Origin of the sequence: Actinosynnema sp. NPDC023587 (genome assembly GCF_040640215.1) — a bacterium.
Taxonomy (GTDB): Bacteria; Actinomycetota; Actinomycetes; order Mycobacteriales; family Pseudonocardiaceae; genus Actinosynnema.
This window is the reverse complement of the sequence record NZ_JBFABG010000001.1, coordinates 180,457-199,348: the sequence shown is the minus strand read 5'-3', so window position 1 is coordinate 199,348 and position 18,892 is coordinate 180,457. Positions and strand designations below refer to the sequence as shown.

Here is an 18,892-nt window from a genome sequence, read left to right as displayed (position 1 = left end):
CTGACTGCCGCGCGGCCCGGTCACCGATCGCGCCAGACCCTGCCATCGGCAGCAGTCCCGGCGTCGCGCCGAGGGAGACGGCGACGGCCGTCCCGCTCAGTCTCGAAAGGCCCCCGGAGACGTCCGGGGGCCTTTTGGCTTCCTGCCGCCGGATTCCACCGTGCCGTCACGCCCGTCGTTACCGCTTCGTGTCCGGCGGCGTAACGGTCATCCCCCGGTCGGCCGATGCTCAGACCACACGTCCTGAGCGTCTGGAGCACGCCGTGATCGAGAACTCGTCCCATGGCCTGGTGATGCTGGGCTCCGAAACCGCGGTCACCGTGACCCGCGAGGAGGACCACCAGGCCGAGCTGTCCCGGTACCCGGTCGCACCGGGGATGCGCAGGCACGTGGCGGTCGAATTAGCGTGGACCACGATCTCGGCCGGCAAGTACCGCGGCGAGCGCGCCATCGAGGTCCGGCTGGACGGCCAACGGGTCGGCGAGCTCACCCACCTGATGTCCCAGCGGTACGCGCCGCTGCTGGTGCAGCTCGCGGCCCGGGGCGGTCGCGCCGGGTGCGAAGCCTTCATCCAGGCCGGTGTCCGAGGTGCCGAAGTCCTCCTCCGCCTGCCCCACGAGGGCAACCTGACCCTCCCGCTGGACCCGCCCACAGCCACGTTCCCGCCGCAGGCACCGACCCACGCCACGGGAGCCCAGGTCGTAGGAGCCCAGCTCGCTGGAGCCCAGATCACGGGGGCCCACGCCGTACCGGCCTACGCGGCGCAGGCCCGCCCGTCGCCGTTCGCGAAGAACCGCCCCGCGTGGATCGCCGGTGCCGCCGTGGCGGCCGTGGTGTTCATCGCGGCCATCGCCAACGCGGGCAGCCCCACAACCCCCACAGCCGCAAACCTGACCACCACGGCCCCCACAACCACCACTACCGCCACGACGACAACCACCACCACCACCACGACGACCACCACAACCACTGCCGCCACGACGACCACGACCACCGCCGCTCCCGCACCACCGCCCCAGGTAACGCAGCCGCCCGCCGTGCAGCCGAAGACCGAGCCGCCCGCCCCGCCACCGGCCGCCGTGCCCGAGCCGGCGTGTCACCCCAACTACAGCGGCTGCGTGCCCATCGCGTCCGACGTCGACTGCGCCGGCGGCAGCGGCGACGGCCCGGCCTACGTCAGCGGCCCGATCCAGGTCCGTGGCGCAGACGTCTACCGCCTGGACAACGACAAGGACGGCACCGCCTGCGAGTGAGCCACCGTCCCGCGTCGAGCACGTGCGCGTCATCTCGCGCGGTCGGTGTTGGCCGGAATGCACGGCCACGGAACCACGTCCGCCAACGCCGCCATGATCGTTCGTAGGGCACGACCGACGACACCACGATCCCCGCCTGGTCGCGCAACCACCGCGCCAATGCATGCGGTCATCCGCCCCTCGGCACCGCCGCCCGGTTGTGCACTCCGGCCACGGCAGCGGGCTTGCCGCCGTACACCTTTGCCAGCACGTCAACGGGTTCGGCCATCACCGGCAGGCTCACCCGGTGCGCCGGGTGCACGCACACCGCAATCCCGCTTCAGCACGCCGCAGTGGCGCTCATGCTCAACGGCGGTGTCTCGGCCACTGAGGTGGCGGAGGGGTGGGCACTCGATGGACGTGCTGCCCAAGGTGTACGCGAAGTGCGTCGACGAGCAACGAGAGTCATCCACAAAAAGACTGACATGCTGCCGGAGCAGCTATAACTACAGATAGTCACAGTTCGTTGCGCATAGTGCTGATGACAACGCAATGCGATCGCATTACACTTGGATGGTGTTCCGGGACGTCAAGGACCATCCATGGTCGGTAGAGCACATCGCACGCCACAACGTGACACTCGACGAGGTGCGAGAGGCCATCCTTGAGCGTCCTTACTACCGAGTGAAGGGTGGAGACGGCAAGTTCTTGATCTACGGCCGTACCTACTCGGGGCGCTACTTGTTCGTTGTGGCTGTTGACGACCAGAGTGAAGCCTTCGTCGTGACAGCCCGAGACATGACGTTCGACGAAAAGAAGACCTTCCAGCGGAAGGCACGGTGACGATGAAGGTCAGGACGACGAGGACGACGAAGAGCAGTGCCCTGCCGAGGCCGGCCGAAGAGCTTGAAGCTCTAGCGGAGTACTACGACACCCATGACACGTCTGCCGAGATGGAGCACGGTGAGTGGGTTGACCCGCGGCCGATGAAGACCACTTCGCTACGTCTGCCATCCGATGTCGTAGACGCGCTCAAGTCGCTCGCTCAAGCCCAGGGGCAGCGGTACACCGCCCTGGTGAGGGAGATCATCGAGCAAGCCATCTCCGGAGCCCACGTAACTGCTGGTCAAGAAGTTGTACGTAGCATCGATCGACGTCTCGCGAAGATCGAGAAGGTAGTCGCGGAGACGGTGGTGGTGGAGAAGCGTGCGCCCGCTTCACGGCGTGAGCAGACGCGAAAGGTTGCCGCAGCCGCTCTCCGGCAACCCAGTGGCATGGTCCGCAAGTTGGCTGGTGGTCGCACGTTGACTGGCAAGTTCGTCAAAGGGAAGGTCCACCCCAAGGGTGCGAAGTCGCATCGCTGAGCCCTGACGACCACGTTGGCCCCTCGGAGCGACTCCGAGGGGCCGACATCGTTCCGCAGTGGCTTCGCGGAGGGCGGCAGGCAGGGGCGGATTCCGGCTGACGGCGACTGACTGAAAAGATCAGGCCCTGAGCGCGTTTCCGCTGCTCAGGGCCTGATTCACCCGGCGAAAGGTGAGTGCCCCCGGCAGGATTCGAACCTGCGACACACGGTTTAGGAAACCGATGCTCTATCCCCTGAGCTACGAGGGCGCAACGGGGAGAGTACCGGGCCCGTGCGGTGGGGGCGGGGGTGGGTGGGTCACCTGAGTGCCGTGCGGGGTAGCGGTGCGTGTGGATTTGGGTGGCTCAGGGGTCTGGGGTTTGCGCTGTTGGGGGGAAGTGGCGCGGGTCACCTTCCCGCCCGTTAGGGGTTCGGGTAGTGAGAGAGGCGTCTCTTCGGACCTCGGCGGAAGATTTTCCATGAGCGGTAGACCATGGCCGGACTTCCGGCCCGGACCCCTGGGCGCGATGGGGGCCTGGTGGCGTCGTCGGTGGGTGCGGCGTGCGGAGGAGTTCACCTTCGAACCTCCTTCCTCGTCGCACCAGCAGGCGTTCGAGACGCCGTTGCCCAGCGCCGTGTACGGGCTGGACTTCCGGGCTCGCTTCACCGTGCACTGGCGGCTCGACCTGACCACCGGCGCACGGCACAACGTGCCGCGCAGCGCCGCCATCAACGACATCGTGAGCCGCGCTCGCGCGGTCACCGAGCGGGCCATGCTGGTGCACCACGCCCCGCTGCAACACCAGCTCGGCGACGAACTGGCCGCTGAGCGCCAGGTCGAGGGCACGCACGTCTGGGCGCGCGCCGAAGGTGTCGAGCTCGGCGTGGACGACTCCGACCTCGAAATGGCGCGCAAGCACATCGAGCTGCTCCAGACGACCACCGTCCGCCAAGCGGAACGGGATGCGGAGCGGGCGGAGATCCGGTACCTGCGCGACGAGGTGCTGACCGACCTGTCCACCGCGACCATCTGGTGGTTGCACCGCAACGGTTACCAGGTGGAGCAGGCGATCGGGCTGGCGCAGCAGTTGGCCGAGCTCGTCCGCATCGCCTCGTTGCGCCGCGACCAGCACTGGGCCGAAACCCTGGTGACCAGCTTCGAGAGCGCCCTGCCGCGCCTGACCGACGGCCACCGGACGGACCTGCGCCTGCACCTCGCCAAAGCGCTCGGCATCTACGGCGGCGCTACGGTCGCCACGGAGTTCGCCGAACAGGTCGGCCTCCCGCACCAGAACGGGATCAAGCCACTTTCCTGACGGGCGAGGCGAGCACGACGAGCCCGGACTGAAGTGTCCACAGTGGAGGGACCGGGTCCGGGGCCGGAAGGCGGAAGACCCCGGTCCCTGGGGGTGGACCGGGGTCTTCCTGCGGACCGGTCTACGTTGCGTAGACCTCAAGCTCGTACAGCGAGTATCCGTATCCCGCAGCGCGTTGGATACCGGTCATTCGTACGAATCGTGCGGCGGTCGGGGTGAACGAAACCAGGTCTTGCCCGCCGGATGTCCGCCTCGCCGTCCACGGCGTTCGCGGGCGGCGAGTGGTGCCGGCCGCGTTCGTGGCTGCTTGTTGTTCCACGAGATGCAGTAGTCCTGGTTCACCGAGTTCGGATGCTGTGGGAACGGCGTGTAGGACGCGGTGTCCTTCGCGTCGGCGTAGAACCAGTTGAACGTGTACTCGACGTGCTCGGCGGCGCGCTGGAAGTCCTGCGCGGAGCGGATCGCGTTCGGGTCGTTGAACTCCTGGAACCCGACGATCGAGTCCACCTCGTGCAGGTACGTCGAGCGCAGCGACGTGTACGCCACGTGCTTGCCGTCGACCTGCGCTTGGCTCTGCACGAGCCCGTACCTGGTGCGGTGCACGGCCAACGTGTATGAACAGGCAAGCGTGGGATCGGCGACGGTCGGCTTCCACGCGTTCTTGCGCTCGATCCGTTCCTTGGCCTGGCATTCCGATCGGTGGTGGTAGTGCTGAGATGTCGCCGAAGCGGGATTCCCTTCGGGCCCGCACAGCTCCACGGCGTACGTGTCGGTGATGTCCTGCCCAGCGGAGGTGGCGCTCCACGAGTAGTCCAGTCCGCGTCCGAGCTGCACGTACATGCTCGCGCCCGCGAACGACACCCCGTGCTTCCTGGTCAGCAGGTCGACCGGCAGCACGCGGTCCTCGAAAAATCCCCGCACCGCGCGGAGTTCGGGAGGAAATCCACAGTGGACTGTCGGGTGGACGTCCGGTCGCAGAAATCTTCTCCGGCGTCACCACGCCGCCATCGGGCAACGCCACGCCCTGCGGGGACGTCGGCGTCGACGCGTACGGGAAGCGCTGCCCGTCGCGCAGGGTGAGCACGGCCTCCGGGTCGTTCTACTCTCGGAACGTCCGCCACACCCGGCCGCCGACCTCCGCGTCGTACTTGTTCTGCGTCGCCGGCTTCACCAGCGCGTTCTGCACCTCGCCGCCACCGCCCGCGAACCGCTGAGCTGGCCGCGCCCGAGGTGGCGGAACAGGTCCATCAGCCACAGGCGGTCCTGCGCGACGGCGTAGCCCGCGCCGAACTCGGTGCCGGACCGGGTGGTGCCGTAGACGTGCGGTATCCCCAACGCCTTGTCGCAGATGATGGTGACGTCCGCGCGCGGCTTGATCATGCTCTTCACCTGGTTGGCGGCGTGCGCCGGACGGGTGCTCAGCGCCGGTGCTGAAGTGGGCACGCCGGCGATCAGGGTGACCACGGCCAGTCGTCGACTTCCGGATGGGCGGGTTTCCGCATGACGCGAAGCTCCTTCCGGGAAGGAGCCGGGTGCCGCACGCTACTCACAGGTAGGAATTCGCGAAAGACCTTCGCATTCAGTCGACGGGCCTGGGTCGCGACTCGTTGCCTGTTGACCGTGTGTCCTGCTTCGGTAACGCACCGCCGCCGATCCAAGCCGGCCGGATCGACCGTCCTGTCCATCCGCGACTGTGCCGATCGGACCGAACCCGTGCCGCCAGGTCCGCCCGTTCACGTTCACCGGTGAACGCGCGCGGTGAACGTGAACGCAAACGACCGCGCCCAGTGCGGCAACCCGCCGATGGCCGGCTTCGACCGTGGTGACCAGTGCGCCGCGCGCTGTCCGGACGACAAGCCCTGCGCCCTGTTGCCGCATCCGCGCCAGGAAGTTGCGCGGGTCCACCGCCCACTGCCGGTATTTCCTGGCAACTGTGAACAGGCTGTTCCGGCGCTGTTCCATGGTGAGATAACGGTGAATTAACGTCAGCTTGCGTGTTCGTGCGCGATGCTGAGCGAGTACGAACACGAAACGCCAACGCGGGGAGGCGTCGTGATCAAGGTGATGCTGGCCGACGACGAAGACCTCGTCCGGTCCGGCCTTCGCATGATCCTCAGCAGCGCCGGCGACATCGAGGTTGTGGCCGAATGCGACGACGGGCACCTGGTGGCCGACCTGGCCCGCCAGCACCGCCCGCACGTCGTGCTGCTCGACATCCGGATGCGGTCCTCGGACGGGTTGATGGCGCTGCGCAGGCTGCGCGCCATGCCGGACCCGCCGAAGATCGCCATGCTCACCACGTTCGACGTGGACGAATACGTGTCCGAGGCGCTGCGGTTGGGCGCGTCGGGCTTCCTGCTGAAGGACACCGAGCCGGAACAGCTCGTGCGCGCGGTGCGCGACCTGGCCGTCGGCGGGGCCGTGCTGGACCCCGGCGTGGCGGCCCGGGTGCTGGCGGCGGTGGCGGACGGCGAGCGGGCGGCGGAACCCGCCCGACGCCTGCTGGCGTCGCTGTCCGAACGCGAGCGGGAGGTGCTCGTCCTCATCGGACAGGGCATGTCCAATGCCGAGATCGGCGGCACGCTGCACCTGTCCGAGGCCACCGTGAAGGGCTACGTGTCCTCGGTGCTGGGCAAGATCGGTGCGGTCAACCGGGTCCAGGCGGCCCTGGTCGCCTTCCGGGGCGGTCTGATCGCCTGAGTCGGCGGACCCGCCCGAGACGCGGTCGGAGTGCTCCCCGGGATTTGTCGGTGCCCCGTGGGACGATGAGCCCCGGGGGTGCTCCGGTCGGAATGTCGGGCCTCGGTGGGACAATGCACCCGAGGTTAACCTGAAAATGTTTCAGGAATCTGCGCGGTACCCGTTCTTTCCCGCTTTCCGGTTACGCGCCGCAATCATTTCGCCGTTATGCAACGCGAACGCATTAGTGGTTCCCGCCGCTCCGGCTTTTCGGTCACGCACCGTCGCCGGATTCGCCCTTCACCCGCCGCTGACGATTTCGGGGATCTCGACCGCCGGTTCGACCTCGACCCGGTTCCGGCCGCGCCGCTTCGCGCGGTAGAGCGCCATGTCGGCGGCGGCGAACAACTGGTCGAGCTTGGCCGGCCCGGCCGCCACGCCGATGCTCACCGTCGGCCGCCGGACCGTGCCCAGCACCACGGTCCAGTCGTGCCCGTCCACCGCCGCGCGGATGCGTTCCGCCACGGTCGGGCCCACGTCGTGCGCGGTGCTCCCGGAGTCGCCGAGCAGCACCACGAACTCGTCGCCCGCCCACCGCGCCACCAGGTCGTCCGCCCGGCACTCGCGGCGCAGCAACTGGGCGATCTCGCGCAGCGCCGCGTCGCCCGCCGCGTGCCCGGCGTCGTCGTTGACCCCTTTGAACCAGTCCACGTCGATCAGCACCAGCCACGGCACCCGGCCGCGCGCGGCCGTGCTCTCCAGCAGGCCGGCCGCCGCCCGCTCCAGCCCGAGCCGGTTCGCCAGGCCGGTCAGCGGGTCGCGCGCGGCGGCCTCCTGCGCCGCCACCGCCAGCCGTTGCGCCTGCACCGCGACGCGGCGCTGCTCCAACGCCTGCGCGAGTCCTTCCTGGAGGGTCTCGGCGGCCGTCCGACCCGCCGCCACCGAGCAGCGCAACGCCGCCGACTCGCCCACCGGGTCGTTCATCCGGGCGCAGATGTCCGCCAGGTCGAGGGAGAACCGCAGCAGCAGCGACGTGTCGTTGATCGCCTCGGCGGCGGCCACCGCGCGGCTGGCCAACGTGCGCGCCTCGACCAGGTCGCCCTGGTCCCGGCGCACCACCGAGAGCACCCAGTCCGCCACCGCCAGCGCCCACTTGTCACCGACCTCGGTGGCCCGGCGCAGCGTCTCGGTGGCGGCCTCCTCGGCCGCGACCAGGTCCCCGACGCCGGCCAGGGAACGGCTGTACGCGCCCATCAGCGCGAGCCGCATCTCCGGTTCGTGCACCAGCCCCAGACCTTCCCGCAGGTGGTCGCGGGCCTCGGCGAAGATGCCCGGGGCGAGCTCCGGCGGGGAGGAGATGGCGCGGAAGTTCAACGTGCCGCCCAGGCCCTGGAGGCTGTGGCCGAGCACCTCGGGGACGTTCGCCCGCCGCGCGACCTGGACGGCCAGCCGCAGCATGTCCACCGCCGCCCGCCGGTTGCCGATGCCCTCCAGCAGGTACGCCAGCGCGTGCATGGCCTGCGCGGCGGCGGGGCTGTCGGCGTGCTCGGCGTCCAGGTCGGTCCAGCCCTCGGCGGCCAGCTCCAGCGCCAGCGGGATGCGACCCAGCCGCCAGGCGAGCTTCGCCCGGTTGACCAGCACCGCCGAGCGCACCCAGCGGTCCGCGCCCGGCGGGGTCCGGCTCACCACCTGGTCGAACAGGGTGTTCGCCTCCGCCAGGCGGCCGGCGTTCAGCAACGCCTTGACCTCCAGGTCCGGTCGGGGCACCGCTACCAGCGGATCTCGCTGCTCCACTCGTGCTGACACTCCATTCCGACTCGGCGGGACGGGTACGCGAGCCCGTCCGCCAGCGGCACGGCCTTCTCAGGCTACCGGGACGGACGCCGGGTGCACCGCTCTTGGTGCGGCACGCCTTCAAGAGGGGTGCATTAGGGCAGACCGTGGCGCTCCGGGCCGGGTGCGGGACAGGGCGTCGACCGGGCCCGGGTGACCGGCGGGGAGCTCGTTCCCACGACCGGGCCTCACGCGATCCGGTGAACTCCGCCGATGGGCGGTGGCGTGGCTTTCGACCGGGCGTTGAATAGACCGCCATGCCGAGGATCGGAACCGCACCGGGGTCCGCGTCGGGTTTCGCCGGGGGAGTGGCCGCGACCGTCGTGTCGAGCCACTGGCCGCTGGTGGCGCTCGCCCTGCTCACCCTGGTGGTGCTGGTGGTGTCGCTGATGACGACGCCGCTCGGCGCGGCGCTCACCGTCGTGCAGTGCTGGGGCCTGTACGCCAGTTTCGTGGTGTCGTCCGCGGGTTATCTCGTGCTGGACTGGCCCGCGCTGGCGGTGCTGGCGGCGGCCGGCACCGCTTCGCTCGGCGGTCTCGCGCGGGGGAGGGCACCAGCGCCGTCCCCCGCGCGTTCCTGATGGCGGCCGGGCACGAATCCGCGCGGTAGCAACACATCCTCTCAGTCCACAGTGGTCACTCCTGGCAGTGGTGGCCGGATGGTCCTCAGTGGACGGTGAGTGGCGACCGGGGCCGGTCAGCCCTGGGTCTCGCCGTCCGGGGAGTCGCGCCACTGGTCGAACGGCCGGTCGAGGGACCAGCGGGTGCCCTCGCGGGTGAGCACGCGGTGTTCGCACGTCTCCAGGTTCGACAGCGACTCGAACAGCTCGATGCTCCACCCGAACAGCCGCCGGCACAGCAGGCGGATGGTCAGGCCGTGCGAGACGAGCAGGGCCGTCGACGGGTGGTCGTCGTGGGCCATCCGGGTCTCCAGGTCGACCAGGAAGCCCGCCAGCCGGTCGTCCACGTCGGCACCCGACTCGCCGTTGGGCAGGCGGAAGAAGAAGTGGCCGAACGCGTGCCGCTGGTGCTTGAGCACCTCCTGGCGCACCGGGTCCTGGAGGTTGCCCCAGTCCTGCTCCCGCAACCGGGGCTCGGCGATCACCCGCTCGGCCCGCCCGCCCAGCGCCAGCCCCCGCAACGTGGACCGCGTCCGCACGTACGGGCTCACGTACACGGCCACCGGTCCGTCGCCGAGCAGGGCTTTCACCCGAGGTCCGGCCTCGGCTGCCTCTTGTTCGCCGCGCGGGGTGAGGGGGAGGGCGTGATCGGGTACCCGGCAGTACGCCAGTTCGTCGATGTTGCCCAGGCTCTGCCCGTGCCGCAGCAGGATGATCCGCACCCCGCCATCGTGCCGGTGTTACAGTCCGGCGGCGAAACCGGACGGAAGGTGTCACATGATCAAGTACATCGCGCTGTACCGGAAACCGGACGACGTCGACGGGTTCGACGAGGCCTACCTCACCTCCCACCTGCCGCTCGTCCGCCGCACGCCCGGTCTGCTCAGGGCCGAGGTCGCCAAGGTGAGCCAGGTGTTCGTGCCCGGCTTCCTCGGCGAGTCCGAGCCGCACCTGGTGGCCGAGCTGTACTTCGGGTCCGAGCAGGACCTGAAGGTCGCCTTCGCCTCGCCCGAGTGGCAGGCCGCCGGCGCGAACCTGAGCGAGATCGGCGGCGCGGACCTGGTCGCCATGTTCGTGGCGGAAGTGGTCGAGGGATGATCGCGGTGGTGATCGGCGGCGGCACGATGGGCGCGGGGATCGCGCACCTGCTGCTCGCGGGCGGGCACGAGGTCGTGGTGGCCGAGCACGGCGCGTCCCGGGTCGCCGCCGCCCGCCGGGCCGTGGAGAAGTCGCTCGCGGTCGCGGCCGGGCGCGGCAAGCTCGACCGCGACCCGGACGAGCTGCTGCGCGGGCTGACCCTGGTGGAGCACCTGGCCGACGTGCCCGCCGAGCTGGTGATCGAAGCCGTCCCGGAGGACGCCGAGCTCAAGCGCCGGGTCCTGGGCAACGCCGCGCGCGCGTGTCCCGACGCCGTGCTGGCGTCCAACACCTCCTCCCTGTCGATCTCCGAGCTCGCCGAGGGCCTGCCTGCCGAGCGGGTGATCGGGATGCACTTCTTCAACCCCGTCCCGGTGCGGGAGCTGGTCGAACTCGTCCACCACGACCGGCTCGACCCCGCCGTCCTCGCGAAGACCCGCGCCTGGGCCGAACAGCTCGGCAAGACCGTGATCGAGGTCCGCGACTCGCCGGGGTTCGCCACCTCGCGGCTGGGCGTCGCGGTCGGCATGGAGGCGATCCGGCTGCTGGCCGAGGGCGTCGCCTCCGCCGAGGACATCGACACCGGGATGCGCCTGGGCTACGGCTGGCCGATGGGCCCGCTGCGGCTCACCGACCTGGTCGGCCTGGACGTGCGGCTGGCCATCGCCGAGCACCTGGCCGCCGAGCTGGGCCCGCGCTTCGAACCGCCCGCCCTGCTGCGCGCCAAGGTCGCGGCGGGCGAACTCGGCCGCAAGACCGGCCGGGGGTTCTTCGCCTGGTAGGCAGGACGTCGTGCTCATCAGGGAACAGACCGACCACGACGCCGACGACGTGCGCGGGCTGCGCAAGGTCGCGTTCGGCAGCACGTCCGAGGACAACCCGCTGCGCCCCGGTCGGCGCGGCCTCGTCGCCGAGCTCGACGGCCGCCCGGCCGGCACGCTGGCGATCAACGAGTTCCACCAGTACTACGGCGGCGCTCCGGTGCCCCTGGGCGGCATCGGCGGCGTCGCCGTCGACCCGTACGCGCGCGGCCGGGGCGTCGCCACCGGCCTGCTCGACCGGGCCCTGACCGACCTGCGCGAGCACGGGCAGCCGCTGTCCGCGCTCTACGCCACCGTCCCCGCGCTCTACCGCTCGCGCGGCTGGGAGCGGGCCGGCGTGTTCGAGTGGCTGGACCTCACGGTCGACCGGGTGGCACCCGGCCCGAAGCTCGCCACCCGCCCGGTCGGCGAGGACGACCTGGCCGGCCTGCACGCCTGCTACAACGACGTGGCGTCCACCGTGAACGGCCTGCTGGACCGGTCGCCGCCCGCGATCGACGTCGCCGACGTGCGCCGGCTCGACATCACGTCGGTCGTCCCCGGCCACGACGGCGAGGTGCGCGGCTACCTGACCGCCGAGCGCGACCGCGAGGGCCTGCGGGTGTTCGACCTGATCGGGCGGGACGCCGAGACCCAGCTCGGCCTGCTCGGCGGCCTCGCCTCGTGGGGCGGCCTGCTGGACCGGCTCTCGCTGCGGGTGGTCGACCCGGCGGTCACCGGGCTGCTCACCAACCAGGGCATCCGGCACACCGTGAACACCTCCGAGTGGCTGCTGCGGGTGGTGGACCTGCCCGCCGCCGTCGCCGCGCGCGGCTGGCCGGCCGCGCGGTGGCTCCGGTCCGCCGCGGTCGACCTGGACGTGGTGGACGAGCACGCCCCGTGGCACGCGGGCCGGCAGCGGCTGGTCGTCGAGGACGGGGCCGTGCGCGTCGAGCCGGGCGGGTCCGGCGCGGTGCGGCTGCACGCGCGGGCGCTCGGGCCGTGGTTCAGCGGGATGCAGGACAGCCACGCCCTGCGCCGCGCCGGTCTGCTGACCGGTGACGCGGCGCTCCTCGACCAGCTCGTCGGCGCGCCGGGCGTGCCCCGGTTGGCGGACTTCTTCTAGCCTGCCTGGCGTGACCACCGCCGACCCGCCCGCGCGCCCGCCGGACCGACCGTGCTGATCGTCCTCGACCTGGTCGGCATCGCCGCCTTCGCCGCCTCCGGCGCGCTGGCGGCGGTGCGCGCCCGGCTGGACCTGTTCGGGGTGATCGTGCTCGCGCTCACCACGGCGCTGGGCGGCGGCACCATGCGGGACGTGCTGCTCGGCGTGCACCCGCCGGTGAACCTGGTGAACTGGCCGTACCTGGCGGTCGCGGCCGGCACCGGGCTGATCGTCTTCTGGTTTCACCCGACGGTGTCCAGACTCCGCCGGTCCGTGTTGTTGTTGGACGCGGTCGGGCTGGGTCTGTTCGTCACCGCCGGCACCTCCACCGCGCTCTCGCTGGGCGCTCCCCCGTACGCCGCGTGCCTGGTGGGGATGACCACCGGCATCGGCGGCGGCGCGCTGCGCGACGTGCTGCTGCGGGAGATCCCGCTGGTCCTGCGCCGGGAGATCTACGCGGTGGCGGCGCTGGGCGGCGCGGTGATCGTCGCGGTGGGCGACTGGCTGGGCTTCCCCGAAGGGGTGGTGACGCCCGTCGCGGCGGTCCTGATCGTCGGGGTCCGCGTACTGGCGCTGTGGCGGAAGTGGAACGCCCCGGTCGCCCGCAAACTTGACGGCTAGCTCACACCGCCTTCTCAGGCGGCTCTCAGGAGCAGGAGCAACACTGATCCCCATGCGCATCCTCGTTGTCGACGACGACCGGGCCGTGCGTGAGTCGCTTCGCCGCTCACTGCAGTTCAACGGCTACCAGGTGGATCTGGCCGGAGACGGTCAGCAGGCCCTCGAATCGGTCGTCTCCCAGCGTCCCGATGCCATGGTGCTCGACGTCATGATGCCCAGGCTGGACGGGTTGGAGGTCTGCCGCCGGCTGCGCAGCACCGGCGACGACCTGCCGATCCTGGTGCTCACCGCGCGGGACGCGGTGTCCGACCGGGTGTCGGGGCTCGACGCCGGGGCGGACGACTACCTGCCCAAGCCGTTCGCGCTGGAGGAGCTGCTGGCCCGGCTGCGCGCGCTGCTGCGGAGGGCGGTCTCGGACGCCGAGGAGCCCGCCGGCGCGGTGCTCCGGTTCGCCGACCTCGAACTGGACCCCGGCACCCGGGACGTCCGCCGCGGCGAGCGCCCGATCAGCCTCACCCGGACCGAGTTCGCCCTGTTGGAGCTGTTCCTGGCGCACCCCAAGCAGGTGCTGACCCGGGGCCGCATCCTGGAGGACGTCTGGGGCTACGACTTCCCGACCTCCGGCAACGCGCTGGAGGTCTACGTGGGGTACCTGCGCCGCAAGACCGAGGCCGAGGGCGAGCCCCGCCTCCTGCACACCGTCCGGGGCGTCGGCTACGTGCTGCGGGAGACCCCTCCGTGATCAGTACCGCCAACGGGCGGTTCCAGCGCGTTTCCCTGCGGGCCCGGGTCACCCTCCTGGCGGCGTTCTGCGTCGCCGGGGTGGTGGGCGTGGTGTCGCTGGGCGCTTACATGACCGTCAGCAGCAACCTCGACGGCCAGCTCGACCTGGGCCTGAAGCAGCGCGCGGACGCCGCGGTCATCGCGCCGAGGGTGAACACCGACGTCACCGAGATCCCCGGCGCGTTCCTCGCGGCGGGCGACGTGCGGATCGGCCTGCTCACCGAAGACGGTCAGATGCTCTACCCGAAGGGCACCGTCGCGCCGCCGTCGTCGTCGGGCGACCTGGAGGTGGCGCGCGGCCAGAAGACCGAGAACCTGTGGAGCGACACGCGCAGCGGGTTCCGGGTGATCTCGGTGCAGTACGAGGACGGCCGGGCGATGGTGATCGCCCAGTCGATGAAGCCGCTGGAGACCACCCTGGGCAAGCTGTCCGTGGTGCTATTCGTGATCAGCGGCATCGGCGTGCTGGTCGCGGCGGCGGCGGGCACGGCGGTGGCGCGGACCGGCCTGCGGCCCGTGCAGCGGCTGACCGAGGCCACCGAGCGGGTGGCGATGACCGGCGACCTGCGGCCGATCCCGGTGACCGGCGACGACGAGCTGGCCCGGCTCACCCAGCGGTTCAACGCGATGCTCGGCGCGGTCGCGGACTCCCAGGAGCGCCAGCGCCGGCTGGTGGCCGACGCGGGTCACGAGCTCCGCACGCCGCTGACGTCCATGCGCACCAACCTCGAACTGCTGCTCGCGTCCGAGCGGCCCGACCTGCCGACGCTGTCCGACCAGGACAAGGCGGAGATCAACACCGACGTGCGGGCCCAGCTCGACGAGCTCACCACGTTGATCGGCGACCTGGTCGAGCTGGCCCGCGAGGACGCGCCGCAGGTGGTGCACGAGCCCGTGGACCTGGTCGAGGTCGTGGAGCGGGCGCTGGACCGGGCCCGCCGCCGGGCTCCCGGCGACGTGCGGTTCGACGTCCGGTTGCAGCCGTGGGCGCTGCTCGGCGACTCCAGCGCGTTGGAGCGCGCCGTGCTCAACCTGCTGGACAACGCGGTGAAGTTCAGCCCGCCCGACGGCGTGGTGCGGCTGGAGCTGCGGCAGGTGGGCGACGGCAGCGTGGCGCTGGAGGTCGCGGACTCCGGCCCCGGCATCGCGGACGACGACCTGCCGCACGTGTTCGAGCGCTTCTACCGCTCCTCCGAGGCCCGCACCCTGCCCGGGTCGGGGCTGGGCCTGGCGATCGTGAAGCAGGCGGCGGAACGCCACGGCGGCGTGGCCTACGCGGGCCGTGCGCCCGAGGGCGGGGCGCTGTTCACGGTCCGGCTCCCCGGCCGTCCCTGACCACGAGCTCGGCGCTGACGAGGCGGCTGCGCCGGTCACCCGGTCCACGAACGGTACCGCCGGGCCGACTCGAACGATCGGTTCTGTTCGACTCTGTTGACTTGGCCTGTGGGGTCCGGACAGGCTGGCGGCCATGACCAGTGCGCCGATCGGGCCTGACCACGGTGCCGTCGGACGGTCGCGCGGTCGCCCTCGGGGAAGAGGTGTGACGTGCTGGCGCGGCAACGGCAGGCGGTGATCCTGGACGAGGTCCGGCGGACCGGGGCGGCGCGGGTGAGCGACCTGGTCGGACGGCTGGGTGTCTCGGACATGACCGTGCGCCGCGACCTCGACGTGCTGGCCGCTCGCGGGCTGGTGGAGAAGGTCTACGGCGGGGCCACGCCCGTGGTCGGCTGCGGCACCGACGAACCCGGGTTCGAGGCCAAGTCCGCGCGCCGGCTGCCGGAGAAGGAGGCCATCGCCGCGCGGGCGGCGGGCCTGGTCCGGTCCGGCACCGCGATCGGGCTGTCCGCCGGCACCACCACGCGGGCGCTGGCCCGGTTCCTGGACGACGTCCCGGACCTGACCGCGGTCACCAACTCCACCCGGGTCGCCGACGTGCTCCAGCGGAGCGGGCGCACCGACCGGACCGTGGTGCTCACCGGCGGGGTGCGCACCCCGTCCGACGCGCTGGTCGGACCGGTCGCCGTGCGGGCGCTGCGCTCCCTGCACCTGGACCTGGTCTTCCTCGGCGTGCACGGCATGGCGGAGCGGGCCGGCTTCACCACGCCCGACCTCGACGAGAGCGAGACCGACCGCGCCCTGCTCGACGCGGCCGGCCGGGTCGTCGTGGTCGCCGACCACACCAAGTGGGGCACCGTCGGCATCTCCACCATCGCGAACCTCGACGAGGCGGACGTGCTGGTGACCGACGAGGGCCTGCCCGACCAGGCGCGCGCCGTGCTCGGGGACCAGGTCGGAGAGCTGGTCCTGGCACCCGTGCCGGGCCGGGGAGAGGACGGGCTCGCGTGAAGCGCACGGTGCGGGAACTGGCCGACGGCCGGGAGATCATCTACTTCGACGACACCCCGGGCGCGCCGCCGCGAACCGCGGTGGACACCCGGGACCTGCCGCCGTCGCAACCGCTGTCCGAGGTGCGCCGCGACCCGCTGACCGGCGAGTGGGTCGCGCTGGCGGCCCACCGGCAGACCCGGACGTACAAGCCGCCGGCGGACCTGTGCCCGCTGTGCCCGTCCGCGCCGGGCAGGCCGACCGAGATCCCCGAGTCCGACTACGACGTGGTGGTGTTCGAGAACCGCTTCCCCTCGTTCGCGCAAGGCGTCCCGGACCTTCCGTCCACTGTGGACGGAATGCCGATGGTGGCCCGCGCGGCGGGGCGCGGCCGGTGCGAGGTGGTGTGCTTCACCGCCGACCACACCACGTCGTTCGGGTCGCTGGAGCCCTCGCGGGTGCGGACCGTGGTGGAGGTGTGGGCCGACCGCACGGCCGCGCTGGGCGCGATTCCGGGCGTGGCGCAGGTCTTCCCGTTCGAGAACCGGGGCGAGGAGATCGGGGTGACCCTGAGCCACCCGCACGGGCAGGTCTACGGCTACCCGTTCGTGACGCCGAAGACCGAGCGGATGCTGGCCGTGGCCGCCGAGTACCGCGCGGCGCACGGCCGTGCGCTGATGGGTGACGTGCTGGCCGCCGAGCGCGCTGCGGGCACACGGGTCGTGGGCACGTCGGAGCACTGGACCGCCTACGTGCCCGCCGCCGCCCGCTGGCCGGTCGAGGTGCACGTGGTGCCGCACCGCCAGGTGCCGGACCTGCCCGCCCTCACCGCCGCCGAGCGGGACGACTTCGCGCACCTCTACCTGGCGGTCCTGGCCCGGCTGGACGCCCTCTACCAGCGCCCGCTGCCCTACATCGCGGCGTGGCACCAGGCCCCGGTGCGGACCGGGCGCGACCTGGCGTGGCTGCACCTGGAGGTGTTCTCCGTGCTGCGCGCGCCCGACAAGCTCAAGTACCTGGCCGGTTCCGAGTCCGGCATGGGCGTGTGGATCAACGACGCGACCCCCGAGCAGATCGCGCAACGGCTGCGCGACGCCGTCGCCTGAGCCGGCGCTGGGCCGAACGCCGGACAAGCCGGGTCGGCCGTGCGCGTCGCGGCGTTCGCACTCTCACAAGTGATCCCCAGGTCTGTTTAAGGCTCCTCTCAGGCGCGCACCCCAGAGTGGTGGACATGACCGAGAACGAGCCGCAGCCGCCGCAGCAGCCTCAGCCGCAGCAGCCCAACCCCTGGGCCCGCGACAGCGCCGCCTCCGGTCACGGTTACGCCGGTTTCCAGCAACAGGGTGCTGGGCAACCGGTCGTCGGTGAGCACAGGACCGTGCAGGGCGGTCCGGTGCCCCCGACGAGCGCGCAGGGCGTTTCGCAGGGAGACGCCGTGCCGCACGAAGGTGTCGCGGGTGCTTCGCAGGGGAGCCCCACGACGCCGGCCGCCGGTGCGCCGAGCGCTTCGCAGGGGAGCGCCGCGCCATCGGACCCCGGTGTGCCGGGAGCTGTGCAGGGCAGCTCCGGCGCACCTCATCCCGGCTGGGGGAGTGCCCAGCCGGAAGTCCCGGGCGGGCCGGGCGTCCTACACGGGACGCCCGGTCTGTCGGGGCCTTATTACGCACCGCCCGGATCTCCGGTCGCCGTGCCGCGGAATCGGGGCCGCGGGAAAGTCGTCGCGGGAGTCACCGCGCTCGTGCTCGCCGTGGGTGGCGTCGCGGGCGGGGTCGGTGGCTACCTCGGCTACCAGGCGGCCGACGGGTCCGGGCCGGTGACCAACGCGCTGAGCGTCGGCCCGCCCGCCCAGCAGACCGCCAACGCTCCCGACGGCTCCATCGAGCAGGTGGCGCAGCGGGTGCTGCCCACCGTGGTCCAGGTGCAGCTCAACGGCGGTGCCGGCTCCGGGTTCGTGATCAGCTCCGACGGCCTGGTCGTCACCAACAACCACGTGGTCGAGTCGGCCGCGAACGGCGGGGCGATCAAGGTCCTGTTCCAGGACGGCAGGTCCGCGAACGCCAAGATCGTCGGCCGCGACCCGTCCTCGGACGTGGCCGTGGTGAAGGCCGACGGCGTGTCCGGCCTGACCACCGCCGAACTCGGTAACTCCGGCGACCTGCGGATCGGCCAGCAGGTCGTGGCCGTGGGCTCGCCGTTCGACCTCAACGGCACGGTGACCTCGGGCATCGTCAGCTCGCTGAACCGCCCGGTGCGGGCCGGCGGCGGGGGCGGCAGCCAGGCGACCGTGCTGAACGCCATCCAGACCGACGCGGCGATCAACCCCGGCAACTCCGGCGGGCCGCTGGTCAACATGAAGGGGCAGGTCGTCGGGATCAACTCGGCCATCTACAGCCCCAACACGACCCAGTCGTCCCAGGGCGGCTCGGTGGGCATCGGTTTCGCCATCCCCATCGACCAGGCCCGCCGCACCGCCAAGGAGCTCAGCGAGACCGGCAAGGCCACGCAGACCGTCCTGGGCGTGCAGGTGACCGACAACCGCGAAGGCGGTGCCGAGGTCCGCGAGGTGACCCCGGGCGGTCCGGCCGAACAGGCGGGCCTCAAGGCCGGTGACGTGATCACCAAGTTCGGCGACCGCGCCATCGACAGCTCCGACGCCGTCGTGGCCGCCGTCCGGTCCCGGGCACCGGGCGAGAAGGTGCGGCTCACGCTGACCGGTGGCCGCACGGCCGAGGTGACCCTCGGCAGCCAGCCCGTCGAGATCAGGTAACCCCCTCGGGATCGGAAACCCGTCGAGATCGGGTAGCCCGTCGAGATCGGGTAGCCCGTCCACATCAGGTAACCCCATGAACCCCGGCTCGCGTGCCCCGAGCCGGTGCTGAGGCCGCACTCCGGCAGGCCGCCCCTCACCTGCCGGTGTGCGGCCTCACTTCATTTCCCCTGGGACCCGCCCCTCGACGGGAGTTCGTGAGCACGATCGGGTGAAATCCGGGCGGCTATTGCACAAACGCCGTCCTCGCTGTGGCATTGCGAACCGAT

General features: G+C 71.5%; 19 protein-coding genes and 1 tRNA gene. 15 read left to right on the top strand and 5 right to left on the bottom strand.

Annotated elements, in window-relative coordinates:
- Positions 1-263: 263 nt before the first annotated feature.
- The 3 genes from AB0G01_RS00990 to AB0G01_RS00980 all read left to right on the top strand — a co-directional run bounded on the left by AB0G01_RS00990 (position 264) and on the right by AB0G01_RS00980 (position 2,596).
- Complete coding sequence (locus AB0G01_RS00990; protein ID WP_360938042.1) at positions 264-1,253, top strand: hypothetical protein; 990 nt, start codon at positions 264-266, stop codon at positions 1,251-1,253.
- A gap of 555 nt (positions 1,254-1,808) precedes the next feature.
- Positions 1,809-2,075 (top strand): hypothetical protein, encoded by a 267-nt coding sequence (locus tag AB0G01_RS00985; RefSeq protein WP_360938039.1) that lies wholly within the window; start codon positions 1,809-1,811, stop codon positions 2,073-2,075.
- A complete protein-coding gene (locus AB0G01_RS00980) occupies positions 2,072-2,596 on the top strand; it encodes a hypothetical protein (protein ID WP_360938036.1) in 525 nt (174 codons plus the stop codon). The genes AB0G01_RS00985 and AB0G01_RS00980 overlap by 4 nt, the downstream gene beginning before the upstream one ends.
- Positions 2,597-2,773: 177 nt before the next feature.
- Here the strand turns inward: AB0G01_RS00980 and AB0G01_RS00975 are convergent.
- A tRNA-Arg gene (locus AB0G01_RS00975) sits at positions 2,774-2,846 on the bottom strand.
- A 210-nt stretch (positions 2,847-3,056) separates the two neighbouring features.
- On the opposite strand from AB0G01_RS00975, the gene AB0G01_RS00970 reads away from it, so the two are divergent.
- Positions 3,057-3,893, top strand: a complete 837-nt coding sequence (locus AB0G01_RS00970; RefSeq protein WP_360938033.1) for a hypothetical protein — start codon at positions 3,057-3,059, stop codon at positions 3,891-3,893.
- Positions 3,894-4,079: 186 nt separating this feature from the next.
- Here AB0G01_RS00970 and AB0G01_RS00965 read toward each other — a convergent pair whose 3' ends face one another.
- Both AB0G01_RS00965 and AB0G01_RS00960 read right to left on the bottom strand, forming a co-directional pair.
- Complete coding sequence (locus tag AB0G01_RS00965) at positions 4,080-4,814, bottom strand: penicillin acylase family protein (protein WP_360938030.1); 735 nt, start codon at positions 4,812-4,814, stop codon at positions 4,080-4,082.
- A gap of 246 nt (positions 4,815-5,060) precedes the next feature.
- On the bottom strand, positions 5,061-5,357 hold the full coding sequence (locus AB0G01_RS00960) for a penicillin acylase family protein (RefSeq protein ID WP_360938027.1): 297 nt from the start codon (positions 5,355-5,357) through the stop codon (positions 5,061-5,063).
- 588 nt (positions 5,358-5,945) lie between these two features.
- Here AB0G01_RS00960 and AB0G01_RS00955 point away from each other — a divergent pair.
- The gene (locus AB0G01_RS00955; RefSeq protein WP_360938024.1) at positions 5,946-6,593 is read left to right on the top strand and encodes a response regulator transcription factor; all 648 of its coding nucleotides are present in this window, start codon (positions 5,946-5,948) and stop codon (positions 6,591-6,593) included.
- Positions 6,594-6,872: 279 nt separating this feature from the next.
- Here the strand turns inward: AB0G01_RS00955 and AB0G01_RS00950 are convergent, their stop codons facing one another.
- The gene (locus tag AB0G01_RS00950; protein ID WP_360938020.1) at positions 6,873-8,366 is read right to left on the bottom strand and encodes a diguanylate cyclase; all 1,494 of its coding nucleotides are present in this window, start codon (positions 8,364-8,366) and stop codon (positions 6,873-6,875) included.
- A gap of 296 nt (positions 8,367-8,662) precedes the next feature.
- Here AB0G01_RS00950 and AB0G01_RS00945 point away from each other — a divergent pair, with 296 nt between their 5' ends.
- Positions 8,663-8,986: a hypothetical protein gene (locus AB0G01_RS00945; protein WP_360938017.1), complete on the top strand. Its 324-nt coding sequence runs from the start codon at positions 8,663-8,665 to the stop codon at positions 8,984-8,986.
- A gap of 116 nt (positions 8,987-9,102) precedes the next feature.
- On the opposite strand, the gene AB0G01_RS00940 is transcribed toward AB0G01_RS00945, so the two are convergent.
- Positions 9,103-9,747 carry a histidine phosphatase family protein gene (locus AB0G01_RS00940; protein ID WP_360938014.1) on the bottom strand — a complete coding sequence of 215 codons (645 nt, stop codon included), beginning with the start codon at positions 9,745-9,747 and terminating at the stop codon, positions 9,103-9,105.
- Between the two features lie 55 nt (positions 9,748-9,802).
- Between AB0G01_RS00940 and AB0G01_RS00935 the strand changes: the two genes are divergently transcribed.
- From AB0G01_RS00935 to AB0G01_RS00895, 9 genes are all read left to right on the top strand, one after another.
- Entirely contained in the window at positions 9,803-10,123 is a 321-nt protein-coding gene (locus AB0G01_RS00935; protein ID WP_360938011.1) for an EthD family reductase, read from the top strand.
- On the top strand, positions 10,120-10,944 hold the full coding sequence (locus AB0G01_RS00930; protein ID WP_360938008.1) for a 3-hydroxyacyl-CoA dehydrogenase family protein: 825 nt from the start codon (positions 10,120-10,122) through the stop codon (positions 10,942-10,944). Before AB0G01_RS00935 ends, AB0G01_RS00930 begins: the two co-directional genes overlap by 4 nt.
- A 10-nt stretch (positions 10,945-10,954) precedes the next feature.
- The gene (locus AB0G01_RS00925) at positions 10,955-12,088 is read left to right on the top strand and encodes a GNAT family N-acetyltransferase (RefSeq protein ID WP_360938005.1); all 1,134 of its coding nucleotides are present in this window, start codon (positions 10,955-10,957) and stop codon (positions 12,086-12,088) included.
- Positions 12,089-12,139: 51 nt separating this feature from the next.
- The gene (locus AB0G01_RS00920) at positions 12,140-12,748 is read left to right on the top strand and encodes a trimeric intracellular cation channel family protein (RefSeq protein WP_360938002.1); all 609 of its coding nucleotides are present in this window, start codon (positions 12,140-12,142) and stop codon (positions 12,746-12,748) included.
- A 52-nt stretch (positions 12,749-12,800) separates the two neighbouring features.
- Positions 12,801-13,490, top strand: a complete 690-nt coding sequence (locus AB0G01_RS00915) for a response regulator transcription factor (protein ID WP_041311805.1) — start codon at positions 12,801-12,803, stop codon at positions 13,488-13,490.
- A complete protein-coding gene (locus tag AB0G01_RS00910) occupies positions 13,487-14,866 on the top strand; it encodes a HAMP domain-containing sensor histidine kinase (protein WP_360937999.1) in 1,380 nt (459 codons plus the stop codon). Before AB0G01_RS00915 ends, AB0G01_RS00910 begins: the two co-directional genes overlap by 4 nt.
- A gap of 210 nt (positions 14,867-15,076) precedes the next feature.
- The gene (locus AB0G01_RS00905) at positions 15,077-15,877 is read left to right on the top strand and encodes a DeoR/GlpR family DNA-binding transcription regulator (RefSeq protein WP_360937996.1); all 801 of its coding nucleotides are present in this window, start codon (positions 15,077-15,079) and stop codon (positions 15,875-15,877) included.
- The gene (galT, locus tag AB0G01_RS00900; RefSeq protein WP_360937993.1) at positions 15,874-16,962 is read left to right on the top strand and encodes a galactose-1-phosphate uridylyltransferase; all 1,089 of its coding nucleotides are present in this window, start codon (positions 15,874-15,876) and stop codon (positions 16,960-16,962) included. Before AB0G01_RS00905 ends, galT begins: the two co-directional genes overlap by 4 nt.
- A 329-nt stretch (positions 16,963-17,291) precedes the next feature.
- The gene (locus tag AB0G01_RS00895) at positions 17,292-18,623 is read left to right on the top strand and encodes a trypsin-like peptidase domain-containing protein (protein ID WP_360939827.1); all 1,332 of its coding nucleotides are present in this window, start codon (positions 17,292-17,294) and stop codon (positions 18,621-18,623) included.
- Positions 18,624-18,892 lie beyond the last annotated feature (269 nt).